This window comes from Mesorhizobium huakuii (assembly GCF_014189455.1).
In the GTDB taxonomy this organism is placed as follows: domain Bacteria; phylum Pseudomonadota; class Alphaproteobacteria; order Rhizobiales; family Rhizobiaceae; genus Mesorhizobium; species Mesorhizobium huakuii_A.
This window is the reverse complement of the sequence record NZ_CP050296.1, coordinates 3,703,836-3,719,445: the sequence shown is the minus strand read 5'-3', so window position 1 is coordinate 3,719,445 and position 15,610 is coordinate 3,703,836. Positions and strand designations below refer to the sequence as shown.

At 63.5% G+C, this 15,610-nt stretch carries 15 protein-coding genes; 7 read left to right on the top strand and 8 right to left on the bottom strand.

Annotation, left to right across the window (positions count from 1 at the left end; genetic code table 11):
• Window positions 1-90 precede the first annotated feature (90 nt).
• Window positions 91-1,371 carry an amidohydrolase family protein gene (locus HB778_RS18370; protein ID WP_183455826.1) on the bottom strand — a complete coding sequence of 427 codons (1,281 nt, stop codon included), beginning with the start codon at window positions 1,369-1,371 and terminating at the stop codon, window positions 91-93.
• 206 nt (window positions 1,372-1,577) lie between these two features.
• Here HB778_RS18370 and HB778_RS18365 point away from each other — a divergent pair, with 206 nt between their 5' ends.
• Window positions 1,578-3,332, top strand: coding sequence for an ABC transporter ATP-binding protein (locus HB778_RS18365; protein WP_183465137.1), 1,755 nt, complete (start codon window positions 1,578-1,580; stop codon window positions 3,330-3,332).
• Between the two features lie 85 nt (window positions 3,333-3,417).
• Window positions 3,418-3,858: a hypothetical protein gene (locus HB778_RS18360; protein ID WP_183455824.1), complete on the top strand. Its 441-nt coding sequence runs from the start codon at window positions 3,418-3,420 to the stop codon at window positions 3,856-3,858.
• A 10-nt stretch (window positions 3,859-3,868) separates the two neighbouring features.
• Here the strand turns inward: HB778_RS18360 and ilvD are convergent, their stop codons facing one another.
• Window positions 3,869-5,713 carry a dihydroxy-acid dehydratase gene (gene ilvD / locus HB778_RS18355; protein ID WP_183455822.1) on the bottom strand — a complete coding sequence of 615 codons (1,845 nt, stop codon included), beginning with the start codon at window positions 5,711-5,713 and terminating at the stop codon, window positions 3,869-3,871.
• 267 nt (window positions 5,714-5,980) lie between these two features.
• Here ilvD and HB778_RS18350 point away from each other — a divergent pair, with 267 nt between their 5' ends.
• The gene (locus HB778_RS18350; protein WP_183455819.1) at window positions 5,981-6,451 is read left to right on the top strand and encodes a VOC family protein; all 471 of its coding nucleotides are present in this window, start codon (window positions 5,981-5,983) and stop codon (window positions 6,449-6,451) included.
• Between the two features lie 170 nt (window positions 6,452-6,621).
• On the opposite strand, the gene HB778_RS18345 is transcribed toward HB778_RS18350, so the two are convergent.
• The 3 genes from HB778_RS18345 to HB778_RS18335 all read right to left on the bottom strand — a co-directional run bounded on the left by HB778_RS18345 (window position 6,622) and on the right by HB778_RS18335 (window position 9,856).
• Window positions 6,622-8,214, bottom strand: coding sequence for a peptide chain release factor 3 (locus HB778_RS18345; protein WP_183455817.1), 1,593 nt, complete (start codon window positions 8,212-8,214; stop codon window positions 6,622-6,624).
• Window positions 8,215-8,315: 101 nt separating this feature from the next.
• Window positions 8,316-9,245: a haloalkane dehalogenase gene (locus tag HB778_RS18340; protein WP_183455815.1), complete on the bottom strand. Its 930-nt coding sequence runs from the start codon at window positions 9,243-9,245 to the stop codon at window positions 8,316-8,318.
• The gene (locus HB778_RS18335; RefSeq protein WP_244661508.1) at window positions 9,242-9,856 is read right to left on the bottom strand and encodes a TetR/AcrR family transcriptional regulator; all 615 of its coding nucleotides are present in this window, start codon (window positions 9,854-9,856) and stop codon (window positions 9,242-9,244) included. Before HB778_RS18335 ends, HB778_RS18340 begins: the two co-directional genes overlap by 4 nt.
• A gap of 39 nt (window positions 9,857-9,895) precedes the next feature.
• On the opposite strand from HB778_RS18335, the gene HB778_RS18330 reads away from it, so the two are divergent.
• A complete protein-coding gene (locus HB778_RS18330) occupies window positions 9,896-10,969 on the top strand; it encodes an NAD(P)/FAD-dependent oxidoreductase (RefSeq protein ID WP_183455814.1) in 1,074 nt (357 codons plus the stop codon).
• On the opposite strand, the gene HB778_RS18325 is transcribed toward HB778_RS18330, so the two are convergent.
• The 3 genes from HB778_RS18325 to HB778_RS18315 form a co-directional block, all read right to left on the bottom strand.
• The gene (locus tag HB778_RS18325; RefSeq protein WP_183455812.1) at window positions 10,963-12,336 is read right to left on the bottom strand and encodes an amidase; all 1,374 of its coding nucleotides are present in this window, start codon (window positions 12,334-12,336) and stop codon (window positions 10,963-10,965) included. The two genes, HB778_RS18330 and HB778_RS18325, sit on opposite strands and share 7 nt — an antisense overlap.
• A gap of 375 nt (window positions 12,337-12,711) precedes the next feature.
• Window positions 12,712-13,512, bottom strand: coding sequence for a class II glutamine amidotransferase (locus HB778_RS18320; RefSeq protein ID WP_183455809.1), 801 nt, complete (start codon window positions 13,510-13,512; stop codon window positions 12,712-12,714).
• A gap of 15 nt (window positions 13,513-13,527) precedes the next feature.
• The gene (locus tag HB778_RS18315; protein WP_095200949.1) at window positions 13,528-13,776 is read right to left on the bottom strand and encodes a DUF6356 family protein; all 249 of its coding nucleotides are present in this window, start codon (window positions 13,774-13,776) and stop codon (window positions 13,528-13,530) included.
• A gap of 113 nt (window positions 13,777-13,889) precedes the next feature.
• On the opposite strand from HB778_RS18315, the gene HB778_RS18310 reads away from it, so the two are divergent.
• The 3 genes from HB778_RS18310 to HB778_RS18300 all read left to right on the top strand — a co-directional run bounded on the left by HB778_RS18310 (window position 13,890) and on the right by HB778_RS18300 (window position 15,583).
• A complete protein-coding gene (locus HB778_RS18310; protein WP_183455808.1) occupies window positions 13,890-14,360 on the top strand; it encodes an Lrp/AsnC family transcriptional regulator in 471 nt (156 codons plus the stop codon).
• Between the two features lie 78 nt (window positions 14,361-14,438).
• Window positions 14,439-14,924, top strand: coding sequence for a dUTP diphosphatase (dut, locus tag HB778_RS18305; protein WP_183455806.1), 486 nt, complete (start codon window positions 14,439-14,441; stop codon window positions 14,922-14,924).
• Window positions 14,924-15,583, top strand: coding sequence for an HAD family hydrolase (locus tag HB778_RS18300; protein ID WP_183455803.1), 660 nt, complete (start codon window positions 14,924-14,926; stop codon window positions 15,581-15,583). The genes dut and HB778_RS18300 overlap by 1 nt, the downstream gene beginning before the upstream one ends.
• Window positions 15,584-15,610 lie beyond the last annotated feature (27 nt).

Below are 15,610 nucleotides of genomic sequence, written 5' to 3'. Positions count from 1 at the left end.
CTCGCGTACGCCGCGTCGTAGACCGAAGCGGCTGCTTTGACGAGGCGAAATCAGGAAATCGGTAAGACCAGCATGGGGAATCGGCTGTATCTAGGTGGTTCTGTGCCTGCGGTTGACCTGTGCCGGCCTGCCAGGCAGGGAAAGCCTGGTATCCTGCCTCGTCCGCTCAGCCACCACCTTGCCCCTGGCGATGACGCAAATGCGCTCGGCGCGCAGGCGCAGGGCCTCGATCGGATTGCCGGCGTCGAGGATGACAAGGCTGGCGCGCTTACCGACCGCCAGGCCGAGGTGATCGAGACCCATGATGGCGGCGTTGACGTTGGTGACCATGTCGAAGCAGCGCGCCATGTCGGCCGGGCGCGACATCTGGGCGACGTGCAGGCCCATGAAGGCGACGTCCAGCATGTCGGCAGTGCCCAGCGAATACCAGGGATCGAGCACGCAATCCTGACCCCAGCCGACGCGGATGCCCAGTGCCTGCATCTCCTTGACCCGGGTCAGGCCGCGGCGCTTCGGGAAGGTATCGTGACGGCCCTGCAACATGATGTTGATCAGCGGATTGGGGATGGCCGAAACGCCGGCCTCGGCAATCAGCGGCAGCAGCTTCGAGACATAGTAATTGTCCATGGAATGCATCGAGGTGAGATGCGAGCCGGCAGCCCTGCCCTGCAGGCCGAGGCGCTGCGTTTCATAGGCCAGTTGCTCGATGTGGCGCGACAGCGGGTCGTCGGTCTCGTCGCAATGCAGGTCGACCATCAGGCCGCGTTTGGCCGCGATCTCGCAAAGCTCGGTCACCGAGCGCGTGCCATCGGCCATGGTGCGCTCGAAATGCGGAATGCCGCCAACGATGTCGACGCCCATGTCCAGCGCCCGAATGGTGTTTTCACGTGCCTTCGGCGAGCGGTAGAAGCCGTCCTGCGGAAAGGCCACGAGTTGCAGGTCGATATAGGGCGCGATCGTTTTCTTGACGTCGAGCAGGGCCTCGACCGCCAGCAGCCGGTCATCGCAGACATCGACATGGGTTCGGATGGCAAGCAGGCCCATCGACACCGCCCAGTCGCAATAGGCGAGCGCCCGGTCGCGCACCGCTTCGTGCGTCAAAAGCGGCTTCAGCTCACCCCATAGCGCAATGCCTTCCAGCAGCGTGCCCGAGGCATTGATGCGCGGAATGCCATAGGACAGTGTCGCATCCATATGGAAATGCGGATCGATGAAGGGCGGCGAGACCAGATTGCCGCGAGCGTCGACCTCGGTCCGCGCGGAACCCTGTAGCGTCGGCTCGATCGCCGCGATCGTCTCGCCACTGATGCCAATATCGGCAATCCGGCCATCCGGCAGCGTGCCGCCACGAACAACAAGGTCGAAATCCATCTGTCGCCATCCCATTTCCAGAATCACCCAGCCATGGTGGCGCAAAAGACAGCCTGCCGCAGCCGTTTCTTTAGGCGACCGCGAAAGGTTCCCTCTGGCGGTAACTCGCTCTATAAGCCGCCTTTCGTCCACGCAGCGATCGGCTTCGGACCCAAGGCCATAGTCGCAAACCATGGAAGTCCCGTGTGAACTTGAACTTGCCGTTCCTGAAACGCGACGAACGCTCGGCGGAGAACCAGCGCCTTATTGTGAGGCTGGTCAAAGAGTCCTTCCGGCAGCATATGTTCGGATATGGCGCGGCCATTGTGTCGATGCTGGTGGTGGCCGGCATGACGGCCGCCAGCGCCTGGATCCTGCGCGAAATCACCAATGAATTCGTGATCGACAAGCGGATCGACCGCGTCAACATGATTGCCGGCGCGGTCGCCGGGATTTTCATCCTCAAGGGCCTCGCCAATTTCGTCCAGGCCTATTTCATGAGCCGCGTCGGCAATGCCATCATTGCCGACCGGCAGCGCAAGATCTACGACCGAATCCTGGCGCAAGGCATCGAATTCTACCATTCGACCTCGTCATCCGACCTGATCACCCGCATGACCAACAATGCCCAGGCGGCACGCAACGTGCTCGACCTGATCGTGACCTCCTATGTGCGCGATCTGGTGACCCTGCTTGCGTTGATTGGGGTCATGGTTTGGCAGCAGCCGGCGCTGTCGCTGATCTGCTTCGTCGTCGGCCCGTTGGCCATCTATGGCGTCAACCGCATCCTGAAGCGTGTGCGCAAATTCGCCGCAATGGAGTTCCGCTCGGTCGGCCAGATCATTCAGGTGATGCAGGAAACCGCGATCGGCGTGCGCGTCGTCAAATCCTTCAACCTCGAAGGCTTGATGCGCAAACGCATGTACAAGGCAGTGTCCGACGTCGAGGATCGGGCCAACAATATCGCTGCCCTCGAAGCGGTGACCAGCCCGGTGATGGAGACGCTGGCCGGGCTGGCGATAGCCGGCGCCGTCATGGTCAGCGGCTTCCTGGTTCTGCAGGGCGGCCAGATGCCTGGCAACATCATGGCCTTCATCGCGGCGCTGCTGCTAGCCTATGAGCCGGCCAAGCGCCTCGCGCGCGTGCGCATATCGTTGGAAAGCGGCATCGTCGGTGTACGCATGATGTTCCAGCTCGCCGACGAGCCGCTGACGCTGGCCGAGGAGCCGGACGCGAGGCCGCTTCGGGCCGGACCGGGTGAGATCCGGTTCGACGCCGTCAGCTTTGCCTATCAGAACGGCCCGCCAGTTCTAGACCGGTTCGACCTCACCCTTGCGTCCGGCAAGATGACGGCGCTGGTCGGGCCGTCCGGCGGCGGCAAGTCGACGATCCTGAACCTGATCATGCGCATGTATGACCCGAAGAGCGGCAAGGTGCTGCTTGACGGCCAGGACATTTCCCATGCAACGCTCGCCTCGCTCAGGGAAAAGATCGCCTATGTCAGCCAGGACACGTTCCTGTTTGCCGGCACCATCATGCACAACATCCGGCTCGGGCGAGAGGGCGCGACCGACCAAGAGGTGATTGCCGCCGCCAAGGCCGCCAACGCGCATGACTTCATCATGGCGCAAGCGAAAGCCTATGAGACGGATGTCGGCGAGAATGGCGGCCTGCTGTCGGGCGGCCAGCGCCAGCGCATCTCGATCGCGCGCGCCATGCTGCGCAACGCCGAAATCCTGCTATTGGACGAGGCGACCAGCGCGCTCGACGCCGAATCCGAAGCGCTGTTCCGTGAGGCGCTGCAGCAGCTGACCGAAGGCCGCACGACGATCGTCATCGCCCACCGCCTGTCGACCGTGCACCAGGCTGATACGATCGTGGTGCTCGAGGGCGGCAAGGTGGTGGAGAGCGGGCCGCATCGTGCGTTGCTCAAGCAGGGCGGGCTCTACCAGAAGCTTTATGAATATCAGCTGATGCCATAACAGAGCTCGATTATGCGCGGTGCTCGACTCGTGTCCTTTCTACGATGCGTCTTGCTCGGCAGCTTTTGCCGTGCAGTCTCCAGCCATGGCAATCGATTATGACAACGCGCATCATCTCGACGCAGAAAACCTCGCTGAGCAAGGGATAGCAAAGGCGTACAACGACGTTTTACCTGAGCTTCGGCAGTATGTGAAAAACCCGATCGCCATCCACCAAAGCGTCGACGCGTACGCGACACGATATGCGGTTCACGCAGCTGGCCAGGAGCTTGTAATATACGGCCCGGACATTTCGGGTAGCGAAGACAAAAGCTGGGGCACAGCCACCTACGTGTTCTTCAAGATCATCAACGACCAACTCGCCAGTTCGGACGTGCGGTTCTATGCGCTTAACGGCGGAAATGATCTTTTCGGCATCTTCTTGACACCGTCACAGGCGGAGGACGCAAAGCGATCGCTACCAACCCGAGCGGATTGGCCCTACCTTCCCGATGCGGAATGGCCTTGGTACGGCCAGTACCACTAGCTTCAGCAGATCACTCCGGCACGTGCCGCACCGCGCCCTTGTCGGCGCTGGTGGCGAAGGCGGCGTAGGCGCGCAGCGCAGTCGTCACCTTGCGCTTGCGCTTTTCCTCGGGCTTCCAGGCCATGGCGCCCTTGGCCACCATCGCCGCCCGGCGTGCTTCAAGTTCGGCGTCGCTGACAGCGAGGCGGATGGTGCGGTTGGGGATGTCGATCTCGATCGTGTCGCCCTCCTGGACCAGCCCGATCGTGCCGCCTTCGGCGGCTTCCGGCGACGCATGGCCGATCGACAGGCCCGACGTGCCGCCGGAGAAGCGGCCATCGGTGACCAGCGCGCAGGCCTTGCCCAGGCCCTTCGACTTCAGATAGCTGGTCGGATAGAGCATTTCCTGCATGCCGGGGCCGCCACGCGGTCCCTCATAGCGGATGACGACGACGTCGCCGGCCTTGATCTCGTTGGACAGGATCGCCTTGACTGAGGCGTCCTGGCTTTCGAACACCCGCGCCGGGCCGGTGAACTTCAGGATCGACTCATCGACGCCGGCCGTCTTCACGATGCAGCCGTCGAGCGCCAGATTGCCTTTCAAAACGGCAAGGCCGCCGTCCTTCGAGAACGGCGTCTCGGCCGAGCGGATGACGCCTTTCTCGCGGTCGAGGTCGAGATCGTCCCAGCGGCGGTCCTGGCTGAAGGCGACCTGTGTCGGCACGCCGCCGGGAGCGGCGAGGAAGAAGTCGCGGACATTCTGGCTGGAGGTGCGCGAAATGTCCCAATGGTCGAGCGCTTCGCCCAGGCTTGATGTATGCACGGTCGGCAGATCGCGATTGATCAGCCCGGCATTGTCGAGTTGGCCGAGGATCGCCATGATGCCGCCGGCACGGTGAACGTCTTCCATGTGGACGTCGGACTTGGCCGGAGCCACCTTGCAGAGCACCGGAACCCGCCGCGACAGCCGGTCTATGTCCTCCATGGTGAAGTCGACCTCGCCCTCATGCGCCGCGGCCAGGATGTGCAGCACCGTGTTGGTCGAGCCGCCCATGGCGATGTCGAGCGTCATGGCGTTCTCGAAGGCGCCTTTCGAGGCGATGCTGCGCGGCAGCGCCGTCTCGTCATCCTGTTCGTAATAGCGCTGGGCGAGATCGACGATGAGATGGCCGGCCTCGACGAACAGCCGCTTGCGGTCGGCATGCGTCGCCAGCGTCGAGCCGTTGCCGGGCAGCGACAGGCCAAGCGCCTCGGTCAGGCAGTTCATGGAATTGGCGGTGAACATGCCCGAGCAGGAGCCGCAGGTCGGGCAGGCCGAGCGTTCGATGACCTTGACGTCCTCGTCGGAGATCTTGTCGTCAGCGGCCGCGACCATGGCGTCGACCAGGTCGAGGGCCTGCGTCTTGCCGGCCAACACCACCTTGCCGGCTTCCATCGGTCCGCCGGAGACGAAAACGGTCGGGATGTTGAGGCGCAGCGAGGCCATCAGCATGCCCGGCGTGATCTTGTCGCAATTGGAGATGCAAACCATGGCATCGGCGCAATGGGCATTGACCATGTATTCGACGGAATCGGCGATCAGCTCGCGCGACGGCAGCGAATAGAGCATGCCGTCGTGGCCCATAGCGATGCCGTCATCGACGGCGATGGTGTTGAATTCCTTGGCGACGCCGCCGGCTTTTTCGATCTCGCGCGCGACCAGCTGGCCGAGGTCCTTCAAATGGACATGGCCCGGCACGAACTGGGTGAAGGAGTTGACCACTGCGATGATCGGCTTGCCGAAATCGGAATCCTTCATGCCGGTAGCGCGCCACAGGCCGCGGGCGCCGGCCATGTTGCGGCCATGGGTGGTGGTGCGGGAGCGATAGGCAGGCATGTTTTTTCCTTGGTGGCTGGCCGCAGCCGAGGAATGGCGCGGCGGAGCTGAATTCGGATCGCTGGCTTTATAGACTCGCAAGTATGGTCTGGCCACATTTTTGCAATGCGCCAGATTCTCTCACAAAACGAGAGCCCCCGAAAAAATCGCATGCCGCTGTCGGATCGCGTGCCGCACGACCGTCCTTGGACAGACGGCAAGGAATGGCACCGTTCTCGGAGTCAGCCGTTTCCCTGTAACAGCAAAGAGCAACCCGAGGAGCACGACATGCAAAAGATCACCACCTGCCTGTGGTTCGACGACAAGGCCGAAGAGGCGATGAATTTCTACGTCTCCATCTTCAAGAACTCGAAGGTGTTGAGCGTGATGCGTTGGCCCGAAGGTCACGCCGATGAAGGCAAGGCGCTGGTGACCACGTTCGAGCTCGACGGCGTGCAGTTCCAGGCGCTCAACGGCGGACCGCAATTCAAGTTCAGCGAGGCGATATCACAGTCGATCGACTGCAAGACGCAGGAAGAGGTGGATTATTTCTGGGACAGGCTCATCGAAGGTGGCGGCGAACCGTCGCAATGCAGCTGGCTGAAGGACAGGTTCGGCGTCTCCTGGCAGGTCGTGCCGGAGCAATTGCCGCGCCTGCTTCTGGATCCGGATCGGGCCAAGGCCGGCCGGGTGATGGCGGCGATGATGCAGATGAGCAAGATCGACATCGCCAAGATCGAAGAGGCGGCGAAGGGGTGAGAGTTGCGCGATCTTCCCTTCCCCCCTGTGGGAGAAGGTGGATCGGCGCGCAGCGCCGAGACGGTTGAGGGGTGTTCCAGCGGAGTGAGGCGTTGGCATTCCCTGGAACACCCCTCATCCGTCGCCTTCGGCGACACCTTCTCCCACAAGGGGAGAAGGGAAAGCAGTGCCTACGCCGCCCTGTCGCGGACCTGGTAGTCCTTGATCGTGGCGAAGCGGATGGCTTTCCAGCGTTCGGCCTCGTAGTTCAGCGAGAAGGCGTGCTGCGCCAAAAACACCGGGTCATTGTCGAGGTCCCTGGCGATGTCGCCGCGATGCGCTTCGATAAAGCGAAGCGTCTCGGCTTTGTCGTCAGCCGAAATCCAGCGGCAGACGGAAAAGCGCGACATTTCGAATTCGACCGGCAGCGTGTATTCGAAGTTCAGCCGCTCCTTCAGCACGTCGAGCTGCAGGGCGCCGACGACGCCGACGATTGCCGGTGAGCCGTCCTCGGGCGAGAACAGCTGCACGACGCCTTCCTCGGCCATCTGGTGCAGCGCTTCCTTGAGTTTTTTCGCCTTCATCGCGTCGCCAAGGCGGACGCGGCGCAGGATTTCCGGGGCGAAATTCGGCACGCCGCGGAACAGGATTTCCTCACCCTCGGTCAGCGTGTCGCCGATGCGCAGCGTGCCGTGATTGGGGATGCCGACGACGTCGCCAGCGAAGGCTTCGTCCGCCGTGACGCGGGTGCGGGCGAAGAAGAATTGCGGCGCCGACAGGCTCATCGGCTTGCCCGTGCGCACCAGTTTGGCCTTCATGCCGCGCTCGAGCTTGCCCGAGCAGACGCGCACGAAAGCGATGCGGTCGCGGTGGTTGGGGTCCATGTTGGCCTGGATCTTGAAGACGAAGGAGGTCATCTTGTCCTCGGTCGCCTCGACCTTGCGGGTGTCGGCATCCTGCGCGCGCGGCGGCGGGCCGAAGGCGCCGAGCGCCTCGATCAGGTCGCGCACGCCGTAATTGCGCAGCGCCGAGCCGAAATAGACCGGCGTCAGGTGGCCCTCGCGGAAGGCATCAATGTCAAGAGGTCGGCAGGCTTCGCGCGCGAGTTCCAGTTCCTCGATGAAGGCCTCGCGCTCGTTTTCCGGCAGCAGCCCGGCGACGCGGTTGGAATCGGGACCGTTGACCGGCGTGCGCTCCTTCTCGTCGTCGCCCTTGCGCACCGCGTTGAGCGCCAAATGATAGGTGCCGGAAAATGTCCTGCCGCGGCCGATCGGCCAAGTGATGGGGGCGGTGTCCAGCGCCAGCTTCTGCTCGATCTCGTCCAAAATCTCGAACGGATCGCGGCTTTCGCGGTCCATCTTGTTGACGAAGGTGATGATCGGAATGTCGCGCAGCCGACAGACCTCGAACAGTTTCAGCGTGCGCGGCTCGATGCCCTTGGCGGCGTCGATGACCATAACGGCCGAGTCGACCGCCGACAGCGTGCGGTAGGTGTCGTCGGCGAAGTCCTCGTGGCCGGGCGTGTCGAGCAGGTTGAAGACATTGTCCTCGTACTCGAAGGTCATCACCGAGGTGACGACCGAAATGCCGCGCTCGCGCTCGATCTTCATCCAGTCGGAACGGGTCTGGATCTTGTCCTTCTTGGCCTTGACCTCGCCGGCAAGCTGAATGGCGCCACCGAACAGCAGCAGCTTTTCGGTGAGCGTGGTCTTGCCGGCGTCCGGGTGCGCGATGATCGCGAAGGTGCGGCGGCGCGCCACTTCCTCTGGTATTGTTTCAGGCATTCTTCTGGGATTTCCGTGTGACAGGCCGGGCTTCTAGCAGCGCAGCGCCGGGCTGTCGACCGCTCCGGCGGCGCAGGTGCCGCCGGACGGCATGGCTTGCCTCAGGCCAACTCGCCCATCCGGTTCGCCAAAACGACCTCCGGAAGCCAGCCGGCAATGGCGCTTCCTATCGCGTCGGCATGATCCTCCTGCAGATAGTGCGCGCCGGGCCCGAGATTGATGAAGCGGCAGTTCTTCAGCCCGGCCGCGAACTCCTTTGCCGCCTGCGGCGAAATCAACGCGCCGGGATCGCCGGCGAACAGCAGTTTCGGATAGGTGGACAGCCGCAGCGCGCGATGATCGTGCTCGCTGATGGCGGCAACGTCGGCGGGCTGCCCTTCGATCGGCAATTCTCGGGGCAGGCGCAGCACTGGCTTACGCGACTCTGGCGTTGGGAACGGCGCCCGGTAGGCTGCCATCTCCTCGTTGCTCATCGTACGCAGCACCGAGGCCGGAAGCACCTTTTCGACGAAGACATTGTCTTCCAGGACCAGCTTTTCGCCGACACCCGGCGTGCGGAGCGCCTTGAACATTTCGCGGGCTTGCGGGCGCTGGTGAAAATCCTCCCAGCGCTCGAAGGGCCGGATGAATTCCATGAAGGCGAGGCCGAGGATGCGCCGCGGCCGCCGTGCCGCGAGATGAAACGCAAGCGCGGTGCCCCAATCCTGCGCCACCAGCACCACATCGCTGATATCGAGCGCGTCGAGGAAGGCATCGAGATAGCGGACATGGTCGAAGAAGCGATAGTCGATGTCGGGCTTGCCGGACTGGCCATAGCCGATCAGGTCAGGCGCGATGCAGCGGCCGAACGGCGCGATATGCGGAATGATGTTGCGCCAGATATGGGATGAGGTCGGGTTGCCGTGCAGGAACAGCACGGTCGGGCCGGATGTGCCGACCTCGATATAGGACATGGTCGAATCGAGTACGGCTATCTGCGAACGTCTCGCTGTGGCAACGCTGGCTTGAGACGGGTCGGTCTTCGAACTCATGGGGTCGTCTCCTTGGCGAACACTGTGCTGAAGATGATTTTCTTGAACCGTTCGAGTGGCGCAGGGCTGCGTTCGACCTTCATGCGCAGCATGGCGCCCTGCCAGGAAGACAGCAGGAAATCGGCGAGGTCTTCCGCCTCGAACGCTCGGGTGATGTCACCGGTCGCCTGGCCTTCGGCGATGCAGGCGGCGAAGGGCTGGCGCCAGCGCTCGAAAATGGCGACGAGTTGCAGGCGCAGCGGCTCGCTGTGCACGGCTGTCTCGAGGCTGAGATTGCCGATCATGCAGCCGCGTGCCCAGTCATGCGCCTCGAGCTTCGAGGTGATGACGTCGAGGTAGCGGCGCAGCCTGCCGATGGGTGGCGTGCCATCCTGTGCGAGGGCCGCTTCGACCAGTCCGCTGACATAGGCGAAGTAGCGGTCCAGCACCTCGCCGGCGAACGCCTCCTTGGAGGCAAAATGATTGGTGAAGGAGCCCGGCCGGGCATCGGCGGCGGCAACGATGTCGCGCACGCCGGCGGCGGCATAGCCCGAGTTCCAGAGGGTCTGGAAACCGGCGTCGAGAAGTTTTTTGCCGTGTCCGATGTTGGCAAGTGATGAACGGGATGGCACTTGGAGGAATGCCTTGGGGATCGAGGCAGAGGAGCAAGCATGGCTGCAACGAAACAAGTGATCGTCGTCGGCGCCGGCATCATCGGCGCCTCCATCGCCTGGCATCTGACCAGGGCAGGCGCGCGGGTGACGGTCGTTTCCGAAAGCGGCGCGGGCGGTGTCGCAACGCCCAATTCCTTTGCCTGGATCAACGCCAGCTGGGGCAACCCGGAAATCTATTTCCGGCTGCGCACCCGCGCGATGGACGAATGGAAACGGCTGGCAAACGAGCTGCCCGGGCTGCCGCTCGCCTGGTGCGGCGGGCTGTGCTGGGATCTGCCAGCCGACCGGCTCGAAGCCTACGCGGCCGAACATTCTTCATGGGGCTACGGCATCGAACGCGTTGGCCGCGAGCGGGCGGCGCACATCGAGCCCAACCTCGTCGAGCCTCCTGAATTCGCCGTTTATGTCGCGGAGGAAGGCGTGGCCGAGCCGGTTGCGACGGCCAAGGTGTTGCTGGCGGATGCCGAACGGCATGGTGCGCGGGCCATTTCCAGCACGGTCTCGGCGCTGGCGGTCACAAACGGCAGGATGACCGGCGTGGATACATCGCATGGGCTGATTGCCGCCGATGAGGTGGTGATCGCCGCCGGTGTCGGTGCCCCGGCCATTGCCGCGACGGCCGGCATCAACTTGCCGATTGAGACGCCGCCGGGCCTGATCGTCCATTCGCGACCATACAAAAAGCTGCTCAATGGGCTGGTGCACGCCGAGAGGCTGCACATGCGCCAGACGGCCGAGGGCCGCATCATCGCCGGCTCGGATTTTGCCGGCGGCGATCCCGGCGAGAACTCTGAGGCGACGGCGCGCGATCTGTTCGCGGTCACGAAGGCAGCATTGCGCGGCGCCGAGGGTCTGGAACTCGATTTCCACACCATCGGCTACCGCCCCAATCCAGTCGACGGCTTTCCGATCATCGGCCGCGCCGAAGGCATGGATGGGCTCTATATCGCGGTCATGCATTCCGGCATCACGCTGGCGCCGGCCGTCGGCCTGTTCGCCACAAGGGAAATTCTTGACGGCGAGCGCGATCCGCTGCTGGCGCCCTATGGGTTGTCGCGCTTTGCTCAATAAGCCGGCGGACGGCGAAAGCCGCCGGTGAGCGGCTCGATCGCCGCCGCGACACCAAGCAGTCGCGCCTCCGACCAGCGCTTGCCGACCAATTGCAAGCCGATCGGCAGGCCGTCGCGATCTTCTCCGCACGGCATCGCAAGTGCCGGGTGACCGCTGTAGTTGAAGACGGCGCCATAGGCCGGCAGCATCCAATAGCTTTGCTCCTTGCCGTCGACCTTGATTGGCGTGCCCGGCTCGCAATGCGGGAAGGCGGTGGTCATGGCGACCGGGCAGAGCAGCGCATCCCAGTCGTCGAAGAACCGGTCCCAGGCGAGAACGGATTTGTCGCGGCGGGCGAGCGCCTCGAACCAGCGCGACACCGGTGTCGGCTGCTCCGGCGGCTGGGGTTGCGCGGCCTCCATCATCATGCCGATCAGCGCGCCGCCTTGCGCGAGATTGTCGTGCAGATCGAGCTTCGGCAGTCTCGCTTCCTCGACGATCGCGCCGGCCGATTGCAGCTGCTTTGCGAGATTTTCAACCGCGGCACTGATGTCGCCGGCCACCGGCAAGCCGGGGAAGGACGGCGCGAAGGCTAAGCGCAATGGCTTGAGGTCGAGCTTCGGCACGGTCTCGACCGGCACCGGCGCCAGATCGGTGTCGCGCCCGTCCGGCCCGGCGATGATTTGATAGATCAGGGACAAATCGTCCACGCTGCGCGCCAGCGGTCCGAGGCAGGACATCAACCGCACGCTGCGCGCTGCCCCGCCCGGGTTGGGGAAGGCGCCGGCCAGAGTGACGCGGTGTTCCGTTGCTTTCAAGCCATAGACACCGCTGAAGGCGGCGGGCAGGCGGATTGAAGCCTGCATGTCAGTGCCGACATCGAAGGGCGTCATCCCCGCCGCCACCGCCGCAGCGGCGCCGCCGCTAGAGCCGCCCGCCGTGCGCTCAGGGTTCCAGGGATTGCTGGTGCGGCCGAACAGCGGATTGTTCGACTGCCAGTCGGACAGCATGGTCGCGACATTGGTCTTGGCCATCAGCACGCCGCCTGCCCACTTGAGCCGGGCGACGACCGGGCTGTCGTGGCTGGCGACATAGTCGGCGAAGGGCGGAAAGCCGACGGTGGTTTTCATGCCTGCGGTTTCGTGCGTGTCCTTCAGCGTGAAGGGAACGCCGTGCAGCGGTCCGGGCGTGGCGCGGCGCGCGAGTGCAGCGTCGGCTTTTTTGGCTTGGCTGTACGCGCCTTCCCTGTCGAGCGAGATGACGGCGTTGATCGCCGCGTTGTGCCGATCGATCTGCGCCAGATGGGCGTCGAGTGCTTCGACGGCGGAGATTTTGCGATTGCGAATCGCGGCAGCAAGTTCGGTTGTCGAGGAGAAAGCGATGTCCATGGCAAATGCTCCGGCTTGACCGCGCTCGCCTGGAAAATGGCGGACAGCGGCACGACTTCAAGCGGAGTTGAGCATTGGGAGATTGGCTGCGTTTGATCAGAATTGTGCCGACCGTTGAGGTCGGCACTCTACGGCGCCCCCTCTGTCCTGCCGGACATCTCCCCCACAAGTGAGGAGATTGGCAATTTCGGCGCCTCGCTCAGTCCTGCAAGGTCGGCGATTGGCGAAGGCCGTTGTGACATCCAATCTCCCCCTCGTGGGGGTTGAGGAGTGGTCCGCGTAGCGGACGGAAAGCCAATTGCTTGGCTTTCCGAACGACGAACGTCCGGCAGGACAGAGGGGGGCGCTGGCCCGCGGCGTTGCCGCAATTTGAAACTAGACCGCCAGTGCCAGCCTAGCCGATGCGGGCGCGAAAGGACGAATGGCCATGCCATCCCCAGTCATGGTGACGAAGCTCGATGGCGGGATCGCTTGCCAGTCGCCACCCTCGCGATCGAATGGTTCGGAGACGATGCAGCGGCCGCCACCTTTGCGCAAGGAGGAGGTGTAGAGCGTCGGCGCGTGGGCATCGGTGGCGTAGCGCACCGCGTGCAGCGCCTGCCCGTCCGAAAAGGCGGCGGTGAGCTTCAGTACCGGTTCGAGGCCGGCGCGGCGTGAGGCTTCCAGCACGCGGCTGGTGGCGCGCGACACGGCACCTTGCGGATCGCCGGCCAATCCCTCGTCGATCATCAGCAGGAAAAAGAGTTCTGAATCAGTGGTGCCTTCGCGCTGGTCGAAGACGGCGTCGGACAGCGAATTCTCCAGCGCGCGGCGGATCTTCTCGAAGCCGCCGATCTGGCCGTTATGCATGAACGACCAGGGACCGGAGATGAAGGGATGGCAATTCATGCGGCTGGTGGCGCCGCCGGTGGAGGCCCGCACATGGGCGAGGAAAAGGCCGGATTTGATCTGCCGGCACAGGCTTTTCAGATTGGGATCGGACCAGGCCGGCAGGATATCGCGATAGAGGCCGGGTTCCGGCCGGTCGCCATACCAGGCAAGGCCGAAACCGTCGCCATTGGTCGGCGACTTGGCTTCCTGGGCACAATGGCTCTGGGCAATCAGCGAGTGACAGGGCGCGGTCAGAATGTCTTCGAGAAAGACCGCTTCACCGAGATAGGCCGCCCACCGGCACATCGCTTCTGTCGTCCTTTAGGCGCGATCCGGAAGAGCCGCAGGCCCCTTGGTCGCGTGTGTGCCTCTGTTGTGCGTCCGCTCGTACAGCTCGCGGACGATTCGGCTGGCGGTAGTCTCGAAGAGAAATGGCAAGAAAGCGTGAACGAGCGCGGCGCCGGCCGCCATCAGCAGGCGCGAGGAGAACCAGGCGGCAAACGCCATGTGGCCGAAATAGGTTTCGCCGACCTTGGCCGGATGAGATGTGAAGATGCTTGCGAGCGACATGTTGTTCCCCTTCAGCGCTTGCGTTCCAATATGAGTATCCTGACACGCTTCGCCGGTTCATCGGTCTCAAAATGTCCTTGTATCTTGCCGTTTTATGGGACAAACATCCCAACATGGCGCTGGATATCGATGAAATAGACCGCAAACTGCTTGCCGAATTGCAACGCGACGGCACGCTGTCGGTCGATCAGCTGTCGGAACGGGTGGCCCTGTCGCGCAATGCCTGCTGGCGGCGCGTCAAGCGGCTGGAGGAGGATGGCGTCATCACCGGCCGCGTGGCGCTGGTCGATGCCGACAAGCTGGGACTCGGCCTTTCGGTGTTCATCCTGATCCGCACGTCCAACCATGACCCGGACTGGCTGCAGAGATTCCGGGCGGCGGTGACCGGTTTTCCCGAGATCACCGGCGTCTACCGCATGTCCGGCGACCTCGACTATGTCCTGCGCGCCCGCGTCGCCGACGTGAAGGCCTATGACCGACTTTACCAGCGGCTGATCGCCAAGGTGGCGCTGTCCGATGTTTCGGCCTCCTTCGTCATGGAAGAGATCAAGGAGACGACGGTGGTTCCGATGGCGAGGTCATAGTGATGCCTGAAAGAAAGCCGTTGATAGCGGTGCGTGCGAATTGACCGAATCGGCAATCGCGCCGATAGGATCGATTTTATGCGCGCAGCCCTCCAAAACTCCTCCGTCATCGGTCCGACTGTCGGCTTCGTCAGATTGCCGCATGCTGAAGGACTACCCCTCCCCGCCTATGAAAGCACCGGCGCGGCCGGCATGGATCTTCGAGCGGCGGTGCCCGACGACCGGCCACTGCTGATACTGCCGGGAAAGCGCGCTTTGGTGCCGACCGGGCTGATCCTGGAAATCCCCGAAGGCATGGAAGGCCAAGTGCGGCCACGCTCCGGCCTTGCTTTCAAGCATGGCCTGACCGTCCTCAATTCGCCGGGAACGGTCGACAGCGACTATCGCGGCGAGGTGAAGGTGCTGCTGATCAATCACGGCGACGAGGATTTTGCCGTAACGCGCGGCATGCGCATCGCCCAGATCGTGTTCGCGGCGGTGACGCAAGTGGCCGTCGAAGAGCGTTCGCTGGCCGGCGGCACGGCGCGTGGTTCGGGCGGGTTCGGATCGACCGGCACCGCCTGATGCAGGTTCCGAAGTTAGTCATCTTCGACTGCGATGGCATTCTGGTCGATACTGAGAATCTGGCCAATCGACGCCTCGCCGAATGGCTGACGGCTGCCGGCTATCCGACAAGCTTCGAATATTGCCGCAAGAATTTCTCCGGCCGCAGCATGGCCTCGGTGCAGAAGGAGATCGAGGCGCAGACCGAGGTCCGCCTCGGCGCCGATTTCGTCGATCGCTGGAATGCCGGCCTGCCGGACCTGTTTTCCCATGGCGTCGAGGCAATCCCTTACGTCCGAGAGTTCATCGAGGCGGTCCGCGCGGCCGGCATCCCCTATTGCGTCGCCACCTCGGCCAGGATTTCGAAGATGCACATCACGCTTGGCCAGACCGGGCTGTTGCCGCTGTTCGAACATGCGATGTTTTCCTCGACCATGGTCGGGCGCGGCAAACCGTTTCCCGACCTGTTCCTGCACGCAGCCAAGACCATGGGCTTCGCGCCCGCCGACTGCATCGTCATCGAGGACAGCGTCGCCGGCACCCAGGCCGGCATTGCCGCCGGCATGCGGGTGTTTTCCTATCACGGCGACCCCTATTCGGACCGCGACGGCCTGACCGAGGCCGGCGGCATCCTGTTCGACGACATGCGCGAACTGGCCGGGCTGGTGCCGATCCACTGATCTCGGCACGGCTGCACGGAACCGGAA